Source organism: Lachnoclostridium sp. An196, from assembly GCF_002160135.1.
Taxonomy (GTDB): domain Bacteria; phylum Bacillota; class Clostridia; order Lachnospirales; family Lachnospiraceae; genus Hominiventricola; species Hominiventricola avistercoris.
In genome coordinates, this window is sequence record NZ_NFJZ01000011.1 from 1 (window position 1) to 15874 (window position 15874).

General features: G+C 49.5%; 15 protein-coding genes and 1 riboswitch. Of the genes, 9 read left to right on the forward strand and 6 right to left on the reverse strand.

From position 1 onward, the window contains the following. Positions 1–250: 250 nt before the first annotated feature. Positions 251–1450, forward strand: a complete 1200-nt coding sequence (locus tag B5F29_RS12600) for a D-alanyl-D-alanine carboxypeptidase family protein (RefSeq protein WP_087154973.1) — start codon at positions 251–253, stop codon at positions 1448–1450. 27 nt (positions 1451–1477) lie between these two features. Further along, the gene (locus B5F29_RS12605; RefSeq protein ID WP_087154974.1) at positions 1478–2101 is read left to right on the forward strand and encodes a CatA-like O-acetyltransferase; all 624 of its coding nucleotides are present in this window, start codon (positions 1478–1480) and stop codon (positions 2099–2101) included. A 30-nt stretch (positions 2102–2131) separates the two neighbouring features. Here the strand turns inward: B5F29_RS12605 and B5F29_RS12610 are convergent, their stop codons facing one another. Together B5F29_RS12610 and B5F29_RS12615 are read right to left on the reverse strand one after the other, a co-directional pair. Then, complete coding sequence (locus tag B5F29_RS12610) at positions 2132–2632, reverse strand: pyridoxamine 5'-phosphate oxidase family protein (RefSeq protein ID WP_087154975.1); 501 nt, start codon at positions 2630–2632, stop codon at positions 2132–2134. Between the two features lie 98 nt (positions 2633–2730). Continuing rightward, positions 2731–3699 carry a J domain-containing protein gene (locus tag B5F29_RS12615; protein WP_162608430.1) on the reverse strand — a complete coding sequence of 323 codons (969 nt, stop codon included), beginning with the start codon at positions 3697–3699 and terminating at the stop codon, positions 2731–2733. Between the two features lie 257 nt (positions 3700–3956). On the opposite strand from B5F29_RS12615, the gene rihC reads away from it, so the two are divergent. From rihC to B5F29_RS12630, 3 genes are all read left to right on the forward strand, one after another. Next, the gene (gene rihC, locus B5F29_RS12620) at positions 3957–4871 is read left to right on the forward strand and encodes a ribonucleoside hydrolase RihC (RefSeq protein ID WP_087154977.1); all 915 of its coding nucleotides are present in this window, start codon (positions 3957–3959) and stop codon (positions 4869–4871) included. A gap of 108 nt (positions 4872–4979) precedes the next feature. Beyond that, entirely contained in the window at positions 4980–5714 is a 735-nt protein-coding gene (locus B5F29_RS12625) for a helix-turn-helix domain-containing protein (RefSeq protein ID WP_087154978.1), read from the forward strand. A gap of 17 nt (positions 5715–5731) precedes the next feature. Next, positions 5732–6226, forward strand: coding sequence for a hypothetical protein (locus B5F29_RS12630; RefSeq protein ID WP_087154979.1), 495 nt, complete (start codon positions 5732–5734; stop codon positions 6224–6226). 60 nt (positions 6227–6286) lie between these two features. Here the strand turns inward: B5F29_RS12630 and B5F29_RS12635 are convergent, their stop codons facing one another. Beyond that, a complete protein-coding gene (locus B5F29_RS12635) occupies positions 6287–6847 on the reverse strand; it encodes an ECF transporter S component (RefSeq protein ID WP_087154980.1) in 561 nt (186 codons plus the stop codon). A gap of 109 nt (positions 6848–6956) precedes the next feature. Next, positions 6957–7101: riboswitch (FMN riboswitch) on the reverse strand. A 151-nt stretch (positions 7102–7252) separates the two neighbouring features. Between B5F29_RS12635 and B5F29_RS12640 the strand changes: the two genes are divergently transcribed. Together B5F29_RS12640 and B5F29_RS12645 are read left to right on the forward strand one after the other, a co-directional pair. Continuing rightward, the gene (locus B5F29_RS12640; protein WP_087154981.1) at positions 7253–8854 is read left to right on the forward strand and encodes a hypothetical protein; all 1602 of its coding nucleotides are present in this window, start codon (positions 7253–7255) and stop codon (positions 8852–8854) included. Between the two features lie 125 nt (positions 8855–8979). Beyond that, the gene (locus B5F29_RS12645) at positions 8980–9870 is read left to right on the forward strand and encodes a DUF362 domain-containing protein (protein ID WP_087154982.1); all 891 of its coding nucleotides are present in this window, start codon (positions 8980–8982) and stop codon (positions 9868–9870) included. A 78-nt stretch (positions 9871–9948) separates the two neighbouring features. Here B5F29_RS12645 and B5F29_RS12650 read toward each other — a convergent pair whose 3' ends face one another. Further along, a complete protein-coding gene (locus B5F29_RS12650; RefSeq protein WP_087154983.1) occupies positions 9949–10959 on the reverse strand; it encodes a WYL domain-containing protein in 1011 nt (336 codons plus the stop codon). Continuing rightward, positions 10934–12199 carry a WYL domain-containing protein gene (locus tag B5F29_RS12655; protein WP_087154984.1) on the reverse strand — a complete coding sequence of 422 codons (1266 nt, stop codon included), beginning with the start codon at positions 12197–12199 and terminating at the stop codon, positions 10934–10936. Before B5F29_RS12655 ends, B5F29_RS12650 begins: the two co-directional genes overlap by 26 nt. 147 nt (positions 12200–12346) lie before the next feature. Between B5F29_RS12655 and B5F29_RS12660 the strand changes: the two genes are divergently transcribed. Together B5F29_RS12660 and B5F29_RS12665 are read left to right on the forward strand one after the other, a co-directional pair. Then, positions 12347–13579 (forward strand): RtcB family protein, encoded by a 1233-nt coding sequence (locus B5F29_RS12660; RefSeq protein WP_087154985.1) that lies wholly within the window; start codon positions 12347–12349, stop codon positions 13577–13579. A 484-nt stretch (positions 13580–14063) separates the two neighbouring features. Beyond that, positions 14064–15170 (forward strand): slipin family protein, encoded by a 1107-nt coding sequence (locus tag B5F29_RS12665; RefSeq protein ID WP_087155100.1) that lies wholly within the window; start codon positions 14064–14066, stop codon positions 15168–15170. Between the two features lie 138 nt (positions 15171–15308). On the opposite strand, the gene B5F29_RS12670 is transcribed toward B5F29_RS12665, so the two are convergent. Continuing rightward, entirely contained in the window at positions 15309–15821 is a 513-nt protein-coding gene (locus B5F29_RS12670) for a GNAT family N-acetyltransferase (RefSeq protein ID WP_087154986.1), read from the reverse strand. Positions 15822–15874 lie beyond the last annotated feature (53 nt).

The following is a 15874-nucleotide window of genomic DNA, read 5'->3' on the forward strand; positions in this document are numbered from 1 at the left end:
CAGAAGGAGAGATAACCATACCATGGATGTATGAAAGAGTAAATATCAACTGTGCAGAAGTAAACGCTACTACCCGTAGAAGAGGTGGAATTTAAAATTTCATTTTTGGGACATAAATCGACAGGAAATCCCGATTGAAATCGATCCGCAGTTCTGCTAAAATAAATGCACAGAAAGAAGATACGGCATCCGCATAAGATCTAATTCTTATGCGGATCGTTTATGCATAAAAGCAGACGGAGGAAAAGACGTGCGGGATTTTGAATCAGAGGAGAGGCTGAGACAGCAGCAAAGAGAGATGAAAAGAGCAAAGATCCGGGAGATGAGAAGACTGAGAGAAAGACGTAAAAAGATGCTGCTCATAGCAGGAGCGGTTGTGATCGTATGCCTGGGCGTGGGCGGCATAAGACTGCTGGGCAATACAGCAACCAAAGAAGAACCGCCTGCGCAGGCATCTGTACAGGAAGATACAGAAAATTTGGAAGCGACTGATGCAGAAGCTGCACCCTCTGTTCAGACGGCTTCGGCGGGAGATACGGAAGGAGAGACTGCAGAAGAAACTGCGTCGAATATGGAAGATACGGCGGAAGAGGAGCAGGAAGAGGAACCGGCGGCAAATCCGGACATCCCGTTCGCGTCCGGCTATACCTTTGAAGGCGCGGACAGCGCGGCGGCTGTCAACGCAGAGACCGTGCTGAGCACTTACGCGCTGCTCGTCGATCTGGACAATAATACGGTGGTGGCCCAGCGAAATGCCAACGACCGGATGATTCCGGCATCCATGACGAAAATACTGACGGTATTGGTGGCGGCAGAGCATGTTGCCGATCTGGAAGATACCTTTACGATCACCAGAGAGATCACAGATTACAGCTATTCCAATGACTGCAGCGCGGTGGGCTTTGGCGATGGCGAGACAGTGACCGTTAGAGACCTTCTCTACGGGACCGTGCTTCCATCGGGTGCAGATGCGGCGGCTGGTCTTGCCTTTTATGTGTCAGGATCTCTGGAAGGCTTTGTGGATCTGATGAATGAAAAACTGGACGAACTGGGCCTTTCTGATACGGCTCATTTCACCAACTGTGTCGGTCTTTATGACGAAAATCACTACTGTACCCCTTATGATATGGCTGTCATCCTGAAGGCGGCAGTGGAGAATGAACTCTGCAGGGAAGTGCTGTCCGCACATACCTACACCACATCCCCGACGGAACAGCATCCGGAAGGGATCACTATCTCCAACTGGTTCCTGCGCAGGATCGAGGATAAAGAGACGAACGGTGAAGTTGTCTGCGCCAAGACAGGATATGTGGCACAGTCCGGCAGCTGCGCGGCCAGCTATGAAGTGACTGACAGCGGCAAACATTATATCTGCGTGACTGCGGATACCTACAGCAGCTGGCGCTGTATCTATGACCACGTAGCCATCTATCAGGAGTATACAGAGTAGAAAATCATTCAGAGGAGAGTTGTCATTATGAAAGTGATTGATCAGAATACGTGGGATCGAAAAGAGATATTTGATCTGTTTTCAGCGGCTGATTATCCGTTTTACTCTATTACGATCCCGGTAGATGTGACAAAAGTGAAAGAAGTTTCTAAAAATAAGGGAATTTCTTTCTATTATCTGATGATCTGGGTGTGTACAAAAGCAGTCAACTCGGTTCCGAATTTCCTGCTTCGCGTCCGGGATAGCCAGGTGGTGATGCTGGATCAGACAAATCCCAGTTTTACTTATCTGAAAAAAGGTTCAGAACTCTTTCAGATCATTACGATGCCCTGGGAAGAAGACTATATGGAATTTTGCCGTCACGCAAAGGAGCGGAGTGAGGCACAGACGGGATTTCTGGATCAGGAGAAAGAAACCGATGAACTGATCTATTTTTCCTGTACGCCTTGGTTTGATTTTACTGCTTTGACCAATGAGCATAAGCTGGATAAAGATGATACGGTGCCGCATCTTGCATGGGGAAAGTATTATGAAGAGCAGGGTCGCCTGATGGTTCATCTGTCAGTTGAAGTCAACCACCGGACTGTTGACGGCTTTCATATCGGAAAGCTAAAAGAACGCATCGACCGTGAGATCGATGCGCTGGGTTAATAGTTCAGGACGGCACATCTTCTTGCCCGGCTAGGGCCGTCCTGAACTGTTACGTTTGAGTTCTTTGGCTTCTTTTCCGGTGAGATGATCGATGGTCATTTCCAGCATACATAACGGAGTCCATTCCCGTTCAATGGTGTTTTTGCGGATTTCGGGCGTATCTTTCGGAGCATACTTGACCGCGAGTTTTTCGATGGCCTCCATTTTTTCATGATTGTCTTCCAGTATCCGTATGGTACCGAAGGCGATCACACTCCGGAAATAGGTAGTGTATTCTTCCGGAACGATCTGATCCTGCCCGATTACACAGAAGGATGCTTTGGGATTCCTTTTTATGGCATCCAGCTTGTGGCCGGATTTTGCGCAGTGAAAATAGATCTTCTCGCCGTCGTACACGTAACTGATAGGGACAGCATACGGATAACCGTCGTCTCCTGACAGGGCCAGCACACCGGAAGTCCCCTGGAACAGAAGCTCATCACAGGCGTCTCCTGACATTTGTTGTTTCTTTCTTCTCATTTCACGAAACATAGTCGTCTACCTCTTATGCAGAAATTGTTTACATATCTGAGTTTCCAATATAACAATCGTCTGATGAAAAGTCAATTACTTCCACACTAAAATATAAGTCAGTTCAGGCCACGTGAATATTTTTTTAACAGATGTTCTATCTGAAGATTAAGATTTTCTGGCATCCGGCTGCCGGCCAAACGGGACATCCTGATCCAGAGATCCAGATTCCTGTATCCCGGGCGGACATTCTTCCCGGATGAAGACGGTTTTTCCGATACCTGCAGCCGGACCTGGACGATCCCCTGCTCAAACAGAGGGATGACGATATAGTACAGCCGGTCGTCATGGAAGGACAGATAACCCGCTTCATGGCCGGACTGGTTCTTCAGATAGAGCCTGTGCCTGCGGACACCGGCAGGGAAGAGAAGTTCTCCCGGATGAACGGATATTTTCCGGCCGGACATTTCCAGCATGGAGGGGATATGATAGACATGTTCTCCGGTATTTGACGGCTTTACTTCCCGGGCAAGTTCATGGAGCAAAACAGTACTGTCCATAAACTGCTGTGCCAGCAGATAGGCAAGTTCCGCCTGTACGTCCCGGCGCAGGGCGGGAGAGGGATCCTGACGGAGCATGGCGTCTGTCTCATCCAGGATACCTTTGCTGCACCGGTAGATGCTGAGAAGGAACAATGGAAAATCCTCGTCTGTGGTCCAGAGATATTTTCCCCGTGCAATACAGATATTTCCCAGGACGCCTCCCTCAGGATCTTCTGCATAATGAAAGATTTCCCGTTCCCGGTAGGCGTGTATGTTGACGGGCGCATTCCAGGCATCCCCGTGCTTCCTGCCGGGCGCGCCGCTTTTTTTCGTTTTCTGGTTTTCCGAAGGATGATTTTCCGGAAGTTTTTTCAGCGCCGCGTATGCAAGATTGATCTCCTGAGCCTGACGGGTCAGATGTCCGGCTGAGGACAGATTCATATCCGGATGTGCCTGCATCATCAGCTGCCGGTATCTTTTCTTAATTTCTTCTTTTCCTGCTCCATCCGGAAGCCCGAGGATCCGGTACGCTTCTTTCCTGGTCAAAACTTTTCCACCTCCGAGGTCTATTATAAAAGTCGGAGCAATTATACTGTACTTACTGCCATATTTTATATATAATATAAATGCGGCCGATAATCAATAGTTTGTGGAAGGGTACCGATTTTGGAGAATTATATAATAAAATTGAACAAGGGATTCCCATGGTAGTGTGTGACAGAACAACTCCTTTGGGAATTCGCTATATTCTGATTCATGAATCCTTTGAAGATTAAATTACACGCTATACGAGGAGGCACACAATGGACAAGAGAAGAATCATCATAGACACAGATCCGGGGATCGACGATGCGGCAGCGATTACGCTGGCAATCATAAGTGAAAGATTTGATATACGGCTGATCAGCGCCACTGCGGCTAACGTGGACGTGGACAAGACCACAAAAAACGCGCTGAAGCTGGTAGAATTTTTCGGCGCGGATATACCGGTGGCCCGCGGCTGTGAGCGTCCGCTCCTGCACGAGCTGGCAAGCAGCCCGGATATTCACGGAGAAAGCGGGATGGACGGATATGATTTCCCGGAACCGCAGAAAAAACCTTTGCCGGTACATTCCGTAGAAGCCATGCGGCGCGTGATTATGGAGGCGGAAGGCAGGACAACCCTGGTCGCCATCGCCGCCCTGACCAACATAGCGCTGCTTTTTGCCATGTATCCGGAGGTGAAAGAGCGGATTGATGAGATCGTCATGATGGGCGGAGGCATCTACCGGGGAAACGCGACCTCTGCGGCGGAATTCAACATCTACATCGATCCTCATGCGGCGGCTATGGTATTCCGCTCCGGAGTGCCCATCCGGATGGCGGGACTGGATGTAACAGAACGCGCGCTGCTTCATAAGGACCGCCTTGCAGAAATGCGGGACAGCGGACGAGCGGGTCATATGCTGTATTCCCTGCTCACTCATTATCGGGATGGAGATGTGGACGCAGGACTTGCCATGCATGATCCCTGTACCATTGCCCTGATGCTGGAACCGGACATGTTCCGGATGGAAGACCATTATGTAGAAGTAGTTACAGAGGGAATTGCCGCCGGCGCGCTGGTGACGAATCTGGAACGGAAGATGAAGATCTGCTGCGCTCCCAACGTAAGTGTGTGCATGGATATTGACGAAAAACGGTTTGAAGATTGGTTTGTGGAGATGATCCGCCGGTAAATCTTAAAAAAATCACGACCGCAACCTCATGTTGCGCATTTGCAACCGCATTTTGGTGGCGTTTCCGGCCTGATGGAAATATACTGACAGCGTAAGGAGGCAGTCGATATGACATTTGGAGAGAAACTACAAAAGCTCAGGAAAGAGGCAGGTCTTTCGCAGGAAGAATTCGCGGACCAGATGGGCGTGTCCCGCCAGGCGGTCAGTAAATGGGAGCGGGACAGCGGGTATCCGGAGACGGAGAAGATTATCCGTATGGGGAGAATCTTTCATGTGACTCTGGACTATCTTTTAAATGAAGGAGAAGGACAGAGCGAAGATCTTGCGGAAGGAAAGAATGAAGAGAAAGGGATGTATGTGAGCCGGGAGACGGCGGACGGATTCCTTGCTTTCCGGCAGAGAAAATCTCTCCGGACCGGGCTCGCATGGGGACTGATATCCGGAGGGCTCTGCCTCTCCATATGGTGGACAGAACCGGGAATGATCCTGTACCTGGTGCTCATGATCGTGAGCGTCGTGCTTTTGTTCTCGGTAAAGCTGGCGGATAATCCCTACCGGAGAATCGAAAAAGAACCGCTGGTCTTTGATGAACAGGTGAAAGCGGACCTGAACGCGGCATTTTCCGAACGGAAAAAGACAGCGTATCTTCTCCGGCTTACAGGAATCGTCCTGATCGCGGCGGGAATATTGATCTGTCCGCTTATCACGACCTGGGTTCCGCTGGTGGATGACATCATCTTTGCCGCCGGTCTGGCCGCGGCAGGAGTCGGTATCTTCCTCTGTATTTATATGACCGGCATTCTGAGAGCCTATCGCCTTCTTATGAGACAGGAAACGGAGTAAGAAAGGCAGGATGTATCATGAAGAAAAAATTGATTTTACTGGCGGCAATGGCGTGTATTCTGCTCATCGGCTGCGCGTCGGACGGCACGGGAGACACGGCGGAAGAGCAGAATGAAAAGAAACAGGAAATCCAGATTTACGCAGGAAACAGCGACAGCCCGGTCCGGGCGCTGGATGATCCGGATGACATTGAAGATTTTATCCGGAATCTGGATATCGGAAACTGGGAGAAGGGAAGCGTTCCAGAGGACGGGACTGTCTCCGGGCAGTTTGTTCTTATGAGTGAAGAGACCCGGAAACTGGGGCAGAGAAAAGAGGATCTGCGTATGGAGGAACTATGCAGGCTGTATCTTTTCGAGGATAGTTCCTGCGTGAGGCTGGAACTGGGCCCGGCGGAATCATTTTCTCAGTTTTTAGAGCAAAGCCTGAGTCTGGATTCGACGGATTCTATGACGGATTATGTTTTTCAGATTCCGGAAGAAAGCGCGGAAGCATTACAAAGTTATCTTTGATAAAAATCCCTGCAGATACGAGAGCATAAACTGCAGGGATTTTTCGTGTCCGCTCTGATATTACTGATGCAGAAGCGGAGAGATTCTCTTGTAAAGGACAAACGTAACCAGGCTGTTGATGCCGGCTTTGATTACATTGAAACCGACGATGAACGGCATCAGGGCCCATACAGCGCTTGCCGGCACACCCATAAAGATGGGGGTGATGATCATATTGGCGCCGATCATGACGACAGCCATGGCGCAGGTGCCTGCCGCGAGGGCGATCACAGATCTCTTTTTCGTTTTATGTTTCCAGTAGATGCTTCCTGAAGTCACTACCAGCACACCGGTAGCGATCACATGCATGAGGATACCGTACAGGCCGCTGGCCGCGCTGACCGTAAGTCCCTGAATCACGGAGGTGACGACCGTGAGAATCAATCCCGCCGCAGGGCCGAAAGCGAAAGTACCGATCAGAATCGGGATATCGGCAGGGTCATACTCCAGAAAAGCGACCGCCGGAAATATAGGGAAGTGCACAAGGTAGACCAGTACGATGGACAAAGCCACCAGCAAGCCCATTTTTACGACCTTCAACGTGTTTCCCTGTGTTGCTGACTGTGTGATTTCGTGTGACATTTCAAATTCCTCCTAAAAATATGTTTTGAAGAATCTGACAGGAAAATAGAGTCCTGAACGTGAAAAAATCCTGAAATATAAATATTTCAGGACAACCAAACAGAACTGAATTTCGTTTCTTTCATCCGGACTATACCGTTGGTATGGGAGTTACACCCATTCTGCCTTCTGTGATACTTCACATCAGGCTCGCGGACTCACGGCAACTGCCGAACACCGCCAGTGAGGAATTGCACCTCGCCCTGAAACAGATTTTTCACGAAACAATACTACCACTGTATACGCACTTTGTCAACTGTAAGAAATCGCAGGAGATTATGGTTGTGAAAAGATAGAGAATCGTTTATACTTCTTCTTAAATATATCTGTCCGGAACTAACAGGGCAGGGAAGGAGACTGTTTTTAATGAAACTGAAATTCAAGCTGCTCCTGGGAGCCGTACTACTTCTGGCTGCAGGAATTTATTACTATGTGACAATTCCGGCTTTTAACATCCATTCCAATGGATTTTGGCTGTTTATCGTATCTCTGGTTGTGATACTCGGCGGACTTCTTAGTATCCGAAAGCTCAGGGAAGGATACGCGGTTAAAGATATCAAGATACTGAAAGCAGCGTTAATTCTGGCGGGAACGCTGATTGTCATCTATGTGGTAGGAAGCGTACTGTCGTCGCCTATAATTAATTCAAGAAAATATCATGATCTTATGAAAGTAGAAGACGGCACTTTTACAGAAGATATTGAGGAGGTGGATTATAACGAGATTCCTCTCCTGGACAAAAGTTCCGCATCGCTTTTAGGAAACCGCATGATGGGTACTCTGGTCGATATGGTATCACAGTTTGAAGTCAGTGAATTGTATACGCAGATTAATTATCAGGGAAAACCAGTGCGGGTCACGCCGCTGGTCTATGCCAGTCCTGTCAAGTGGCTGACCAATATGAGGGAAGGTATTCCGGCGTATATTATGATCGATATGGCTACGCAGGATACACAGTGCGTACGTCTGGAAGAAGGACAGTATATTAAATATTCTCAGGCGGAATATTTTAACAGAAATATCTATCGTCATCTGCGATTCCGGTATCCTACATTTATTTTTGACAGATTAAGTTTTGAAATTGATGAAGAGGGCACGCCGTATTGGATCTGTCCTGTGAAGCAGTTTAATATCGGATTGTTCGGCGGACAGACTATCGGAAAAGTAGTGCTGTGCAATGCGATTACAGGAGATACTGTCTGCTATGACATCGAAGAATGCCCCGAGTGGGTGGATTCCGTCTATTCGGCGAATCTGCTTATTCAGCTTTATGATTATTATGGGTTGTATGCCAACGGCTTTCTGAACAGTGTGCTTGGGCAGAAAGGATGCCTGAAAACAACAGATGGATATAATTATCTGGCTATGGAAGATGATGTGTGGGTATACACCGGAGTTACGTCTGTCAGCGGCGATCAGTCCAACGTGGGCTTTGTTCTGATGAATCAGAGAACCATGGAAGCCAGATACTACGCGTGTCCGGGAGCAGAAGAATATTCCGCCATGTCGTCGGCGGAGGGGCAGGTACAGCATCTTGGTTATCAGGCAACTTTCCCGCTGCTCTTGAATGTGGCGGGAGAGCCGACCTATTTCATGGCGCTGAAAGACGCGGCCGGATTGGTGAAACAGTATGCCATGGTAAATATTACCAGATACCAAAATGTGGCCATTGGCGATACGGTAGAAGAATGCGAACGGGCTTATCTGGAACTGATCGGTGCGGAAGAAATGACCGCGAATGAGATGGAGGAAGCATTCCAGGTTACCGGAAGGATTCAGTCTCTCACGCAGATCGTGTTGGATGGCAATTCTCACTATTATGTGATTCTGGAGGGAAACCTGAGAATATTTGATATTCCAGTGGCACAGTTTCCGCAGATCATCCGCTACAGCGAGGGTAATTCCATCACTTTGCGTTATCTTGACCGTGGAGAAGTACAGACTGTAGTGGAAATACCGGAATCATAAAAGTTTGTTCCTGAGCCATAACCGGAGTGGAGGAACCTTTTTATTAATGATTGAAAATTTGACACTGCATCCAGACAGAATTATAATAGAGTTATTGAATATATCAGGGCAGAAAGGAGCAGCACATGAAGGCAAAGGTTTATTTTACAAAAGAAATCACTCCGGAAAAAGTGGTCGAGATGTACCGTGCGCTTGGCGTGGAACTTCCGGGGAAAGTGGCAGTAAAAGTACATTCTGGTGAAAAGGGGAACCAGAATTTCCTGCATCCGGAATTCTGGCGTCCCATGGTAGAAGAAGTCCATGGAACCATCGTGGAATGCAATACCGCATACGGCGATGCCACCGGAGGAGTGCGCGACAATACAGAGTCTCATCTGAAGCTGATTGAAGAACACGGATGGAACAAATATTTTGACGTGGATCTGATGGACGCGGAGGGGCCGGATGTAGTGTGGCCGATTCCAAACGGCAAAATTCTCAAAGAAAACTATCTGGGTAAAAATATTGAGAATTACGATTCTATGCTGGTACTGGCTCATTTCAAGGGCCATCCCATGGGCGGCTACGGCGGAGCTCTGAAACAGCTGGCAATCGGCTGCGCATCCCGCGCGGGCAAAGCTCTGATCCATTCGGCGGGAAAGACGGACGACCGTTATGAAACGTGGAAACAGCATGCCAGCAGCGTAGAATTCCCGGAGGCCATGGCGGATGCGGCATCCAGCGTAACCGATCATTTTAAGGATCATATCGTCTTTATCAACGTTATGAAAAATCTTTCCGTAGACTGCGATTGCTGCGCGGTAGCGGAAGATCCCTGTATGAAAGACATCGGTATTCTGGCTTCCACCGATCCGGTGGCCATCGATCAGGCATGCATGGATCTGGTTATTCATTCCGACGATCCGGGCCGTGATCATTTCATGGAGCGGGTCAACAGCCGCAACGGCATCCATACCATTGAAGCAGCCGAAGAGCTGGGTATGGGCACACGGGAATATGAGCTGATCGAGATGTAATCCTTACCTTTTGCAACTGAAAATGCGATTTCCCGGCCGGGGTTCCATCTATGCGACGGAATTACCGGCTGGTTATTTTTAAAAAAAGAGTTCATACTGCCGTTTTACCCGTTCACGCACCTGCTTCAGAAAGTTCTCTGGGCCGAGGATCCGGATGACCGGGCCAAAAGAAAGGAGCTCGATCAGGAGTTCCGTTTCGTCGGACGGATCATAGTAGAGAGAACAAAGCCAGGTATCTGTATCGGGGTCATATACCGTCCGTTTTTCGTAATTGGCGAAATGAAGCATGCACCGTTCCAGGGCATTCCGTTCGTTTGCAATGCGGATCTGCACCGGCTCCGGTCTGTTTTCGGATAAAAAAGGTGTATTCCAGTCAAAACCGGCAGGGACCGGATTTCTGGATAAATGACAGCCTTCTATACGCGCAAGATTCAGGATCATGGGCGCCCCGATGCGTCCATGATGGACGGATATGCCAAGCAGGCGGAACTTATCGTCCTTTTGCGAATACTGAAGACGGCAGGGCAGTATTTCCAGCGTCATGTGTCTGCCTTTTTTCCCTGAGTAAGCAGTGAACAGAGGCTTCCGGCTGCTTATGGCCTGTAAAATCGTCCGGAAAACTGTGCGGTAAGCCGGATCTTCGTAAGAGTCGCCATCGGCATACTGGTCAAAGCAGCGGAAATCCTCCTGCCGGTACAGGGCAGGGATCTCTTTTAGTTCTTCTGAAAGACGCGTCAACTGTTCCTCTGTGAAAAAAAGCCGGAAGCGGACGTCGTTTAAGAGGGCTTTCAGCCAGGATTTCTGAAGCGAAGTCAGAGGCATTTTCAGGGAAGAAGTCCGAAGCGCGGATTTCCAAGTTTTTTCCCCATCCCTTTTCAGCAGGGCAGACCAGGGTCCTTTTGTAAGTTTTGGGACAATGACAGAAGCGCTTTCTTCAAAAGCGCAGGCCCGGACCAGACGGTACATATCCTGCAAAGTGAGCGGGGTATGAAAAGACTGCTCCAATATGCGCCGCACTGCCTGAAAGTAAGAGCCGTATATTTCTTCAAACAATGTGAAAGTTTCAGCCGTTGTTTTCTTTGCGTTCATCTTTTTCCTCTTCTCCGTACATTTGATACATCGCTTTCAGATCGGCGGTTACTTTATCCAGAACGGCCTGATTGCTGCATTGAAGATCCAGGATCCTTCCGGTAAAGGATTTGATCCAGGGCAGCATTTCATTCGTATCGAAAAAAGTTCCCATATAAAGCCATACATTTTCCCGGACCTGCTGAACTTCGCCTCCGCGTCTTTCCCTCCTGAGCCGGTTGATGATGTGGCCTTCGCCGGCTTCATCGATGTACAGGGTCATGCACAGGGTCTCCATACGGCTTCGGCCGCCGAAAGAAACACCCCAGCAGTAAGGCAGGTTCCGGCGGAGATTTTCCCTGTGAAACTCATATTCCGGACAGATTTCCAGCACTCTGGGGTTAAATATACAGTCCAGCCGGAGACAGTTGAAGCGTCGTTTCGGAGGAAAGTAGACGCAGAGATAGCGCCTTCCAGTCTGCGCGCTCACAAAGATCTGCAGAGGCAGGCCCGTCAGCTGCACAGATTTTCCGGACCGGCTGCTGCGGTTCTCAAAAGAAAGGAAACGGTGCTCCCGCATGGCGGAAAGAATCGTCAGCAGGACCTCGTCTTCCAACGTATGTACACAAAAATAGTGTTTCCAGCAAAACAGATCATTGCTGAGGAATTCCCGGTCCAGAATCGTGCTCCCCACGACCCCGAAAGGGGCTGTCTCTGAGCTGAATTTTACAGCGTTCTGTATGACGTTCCATAGCTGCGTATCTTTTTCCAGATTAAGCGGTTCAGCCAGCTGATAGGAAAGCGATTTTCCTCTTTTTTCAGAACGAAGAATTCCCAGAGACTCATATTCCCGGCATTTCAGCCTTATGATCTGAGCATCCAGGGTCTCCCCATAGCGCAGAGAAATGTCGTCACAGAGCTCCGGTACCGTGCGCGGGTTTCCGTCGGAGAGCAGATCCAGCAAAAAGAAGTGCAGCAGCAGATCCCGGTCTGTGAAACTTTTGGATTTCCAGGCCGCATAGAGCGGATTGCTGAGAATCTGTTTGCTGTCCATGCGGATGGAGACCTGTTTTCCTTTGGAAGTATAATCAGAATGTATGTATCCTGACAGATAGTTTTCTATACGGCGGCGCTCATTGTCATAAGTGCGCCCGCTCTTTTCTCCGTATTCCCCCCGGACCTTGAACCCGTAAAGGAAAAACTGGCGCATATAATCGCGGATGCGGTCAAAGCTTTTAATTAATTCCTGAAATTCGGCCATGCAGCAGCTCCTTGCAGTAAACAAAACAGTTACAAAAATTATAATATATGGGACAGGTTTCCTCAAGCTCTCGCATCTTTTTTTAAATGATTCTGGAAATCATTGCCTCTATAATAAAGTCATCAGCAAGAGGAAAGGAGAAAAAACATGTTTGCAATCGAAAGTAAAACGGGATCTTATCCCATCAAAATATGGCTGGAAAGCGAAAAGGATCTGGAGGCCTCCTGCCTGGAACAGGCATATCATCTGGCGGAACTTCCTTTCCTCCATGGCTGGGTCTGTCTGATGCCGGACACCCACACAGGAAAGGGAATGCCCATTGGAGGCGTAATAGCCGCAAAAAATGTGGTGATCCCCAATGCAGTCGGCGTGGATATCGGCTGCGGTATGGCTTATGTAAAGACCAGCATTCCGGTATCGGTTCTGAAAGAAACCATGACGGGCAGCGGAAATCTGGTTCAGGGAATCGTAGGAGATATTCTCCGCAATATCCCCGTGGGTTTTGCCCATCATAAGACGGTAATGCCCTGCTATACACTGGATAAGGCGATGGAAGAGTTTTCCCTGTATGAAGAAGACGGAGAACTTCTGGGGCAGCTGGAGGCAGGATATTTTCAGATCGGAACGCTGGGAGGCGGGAACCATTTTATCGAACTCCAGGAGGATGAGGAAGGTTTCCTGTCTGTGATGATCCATTCAGGCAGCCGCCATTTTGGAAAAACGGTCTGTGATTATTTTCACCAGAAAGCAAGAGAGCTGAACAACCGCTGGTACAGCCGGGTTCCCGACGAGTACCGGCTGGCGTTTCTGCCGGTGGATACCCAGGAGGGAAGGCAGTATTTGAACTGGATGAACCTTTCCATGGAATTTGCCCGGGAAAACCGGGAAAAAATGATGCTGGCCGTGAAGGCGGTGCTGGAAAAATGGATCGGGCGTTACACAGACCTGAATCTGGAATATGAGGAAGAGATTAACTGCCACCATAATTATGCTGCACTGGAAAATCATTATGGAGAAAATGTCTGGGTGCACCGAAAAGGGGCCGTACGGGCCCGGAAAGACGAACTGACGGTGATCCCGGGCGCCATGGGTTCTTACAGCTACGTGGTGCGGGGACTTGGCAATCCGGAGAGTTTCTGCTCATCCTCTCATGGAGCGGGCCGCGCATATTCCCGTAAAGGGGCCATGGAAGCGTTTACCTGCGAAGAAGTGATGGTGGATCTGAAAGATCAGGGAGTCGTGCTCGGAAAGAAGAATAAAAAAGATGTGGCCGAAGAAAGCCGGTTCGCGTACAAGGATATTGACCAGGTCATGGAAAATCAGAAGGATCTGGTAGTTCCGGTCCGCCGTCTCCGCACGGTCGGCGTGGTCAAAGGTTAATGTGGTTTCTCCCGGAAAAAATGATTCCGGTGGAAATATATTCCGCTTTTTTCCAGGGGCTTCAGGTTATGGCCTGAGCGGTGCCGCGGCCCGATAGGCCGACGGTATGCCGAAAACAGCGGAGAGAAACGATTTGTCGGAGGTTCGAATCCTTCCCTGTAGGAGTACAGGTAGCTAAGTGGTTATAGCGGTCGTCTATAGTGGCACAGGCGGTTCAAATCCGTCACCCTTGCAGCGGGAAGCTGCGACAACAACGGAAGTCATGTGTTCAGGGCCATTCCCCGGGGGACTGGCGGGAAGTTCCCGTTCAGAGACCCGGCCTGCGGAAAAGGCAGCACATAAGCCCGATACCGGAGAGGAAGAAAAGAGACAGCTTTGCTGCGCGATCGGCAGAGTCCTCCCTTTTTTTGAAACCCCGGAAGGCTTTGTCCCCGTTTCCGGGGCGGGAAAGCCCCGATGCGCTTCCATGAAAGGAGAAGAAAATATGAAGTATATCATAAAGGCGCAGGAATGCGGTTATTTATTAAAAAACGGTGTTCTGAAGAAAATCTTATTTGCAGGCAGATACAGAATTTCGAGCTTGTTTGGCGAAGAGCTTAAGATAACAGAAATGACCGGGAAAGTAGATTCCCAGGGACTGCCCGTGGAAATCCTGATGGAACAGCCGGAATTCGCGTCCCGTGTAGTACGGGTTCAGATTCCGGATGACTGTATCGGTTTTCATCTGGTAAACGGCGTCTATAAGCAGGTCATCATCGAAGGCGAGGCGTTGTACTGGAATGTGTTCGAAAAGAATGAGATCCGGCTGATCAATGTAACCGGCGCCGAGATCACAGAGGCACAGGTTCCGGCCATGTACCGTCATCTGATCCCGACGCGTCTTTGCAAGAGACTTGTGGTCGGAGAAGGGGAGACGGGACTTTTGTACATAGACGGACGTTTTGAAAAGCAGCTCGCTTCCGGCACGTATTTCTACTGGAACTATGCCCATGAAGTAACTATGAAGCTGTACAGCCTAAAGGTACAGCAGCTGGAGATTTCCGGCCAGGAGATCCTGACCTCCGATAAGGTGGGCATTCGTCTGAATATCCTGTGCAGCTACCGTATCACGAATCCGTTGGAGCTGGTACAGAAGACCGACAATGTGGGAAGTCTTCTGTACACACGGATCCAGCTGCTGGCCAGAGAGTATGTGGGCGGATACCGGCTGGATGAACTGCTGGCCCAGAAAGAAGAGATCAGCCGTTTCCTGCTGGAACAGATCCGGAAGCTCCAGGATGAATTCTGCGTAGAGATCCTGAGCACAGGTATCAAGGATATCATTCTGCCCGGGGAGATCCGCGACATCATGAATACCGTTCTTGTGGCTGAGAAAAAAGCACAGGCCAACGTGATCACACGCAGAGAGGAAGTCGCTTCCACCAGGAGCCTGCTGAATACCGCGAAGCTGATGGAGGAAAACAAGGTGCTTTACCGGCTGAAGGAGCTGGAGTATCTGGAGCGCATCTGCGACCGGGTGGGTTCCATCTCCTTAAGCGGGGCGGGAAGCGTGCTGGAGCAGCTGGCGGCGCTAGCGCTGCCGAAAGAATAGCAGTCTTTTAAAGTGGAGAGAGGGGCCCTCATTAATTCTATTTCTCTCGGCATCATCGTTACTCCGCTGGCGCTGGATGAATTCAATGGTCCCTGCGGAGATTTTTACAAGAATATAAAAGATAGGAAGGCTCTGGTTTTATTCGATACCGAATTCTTTCGGATATTGAACGATCCCCGAGACATCGGGCGCATTTTTATCCAGTTTGCATGCCATAAAATTTTCATCGGGCACGTCGAAAGGAGAGAGTATCCCGTAGTTTTTCGCAGTAACATACCCTGTTTTCGGATAATATGCCTCGCTTCCCAGGACGATGGAATATCCGTAGCCCAGTTTCCCTGCCCGTTTGTGGCCCTCGCGTATCAGGGCGGAGCCGATTCCCTGTCTCTGATACTCCGGCAAAACGGACAGCGGAGCCAGCGCCAGCTGGACGCTTGCCCCTATCTGAACTTTGGTAAACATGATATGGCCTGCGATCCTGCCGTCTATTTCCGCGACCAGAGACAATTCCGGAATATAAGCGTCGCTCTGCCTTAACGCGTTCACCAGATCCTGTTCATTGCCGTCGGAATGGTCCGCGCTTTCAAACGCGGCCTTTACTACCGCATATATGTCATGATAGTCTCTTTTCTCTTCTTGTCTGATCATCATACCAAATACCTCCTGAAACTGATCCCGTATAATCACGGCAGCATAACCTTGCG

Bases quoted from the DNA above. Each gene is read 5' to 3' on its own strand.
- B5F29_RS12605 (WP_087154974.1), top strand. From the start codon at position 1,478: ATGAAAGTGATTGATCAGAATACGTGGGATCGAAAAGAGATATTTGAT.
- B5F29_RS12610 (WP_087154975.1), bottom strand. From the start codon at position 2,632: ATGTTTCGTGAAATGAGAAGAAAGAAACAACAAATGTCAGGAGACGCC.
- rihC (WP_087154977.1), top strand. From the start codon at position 3,957: ATGGACAAGAGAAGAATCATCATAGACACAGATCCGGGGATCGACGAT.
- B5F29_RS12625 (WP_087154978.1), top strand. From the start codon at position 4,980: ATGACATTTGGAGAGAAACTACAAAAGCTCAGGAAAGAGGCAGGTCTT.
- B5F29_RS12630 (WP_087154979.1), top strand. From the start codon at position 5,732: ATGAAGAAAAAATTGATTTTACTGGCGGCAATGGCGTGTATTCTGCTC.
- B5F29_RS12635 (WP_087154980.1), bottom strand. From the start codon at position 6,847: ATGTCACACGAAATCACACAGTCAGCAACACAGGGAAACACGTTGAAG.
- B5F29_RS12640 (WP_087154981.1), top strand. From the start codon at position 7,253: ATGAAACTGAAATTCAAGCTGCTCCTGGGAGCCGTACTACTTCTGGCT.
- B5F29_RS12645 (WP_087154982.1), top strand. From the start codon at position 8,980: ATGAAGGCAAAGGTTTATTTTACAAAAGAAATCACTCCGGAAAAAGTG.
- B5F29_RS12650 (WP_087154983.1), bottom strand. From the start codon at position 10,959: ATGAACGCAAAGAAAACAACGGCTGAAACTTTCACATTGTTTGAAGAA.
- B5F29_RS12655 (WP_087154984.1), bottom strand. From the start codon at position 12,199: ATGGCCGAATTTCAGGAATTAATTAAAAGCTTTGACCGCATCCGCGAT.
- B5F29_RS12660 (WP_087154985.1), top strand. From the start codon at position 12,347: ATGTTTGCAATCGAAAGTAAAACGGGATCTTATCCCATCAAAATATGG.
- B5F29_RS12665 (WP_087155100.1), top strand. From the start codon at position 14,064: ATGAAGTATATCATAAAGGCGCAGGAATGCGGTTATTTATTAAAAAAC.
- B5F29_RS12670 (WP_087154986.1), bottom strand. From the start codon at position 15,821: ATGATGATCAGACAAGAAGAGAAAAGAGACTATCATGACATATATGCG.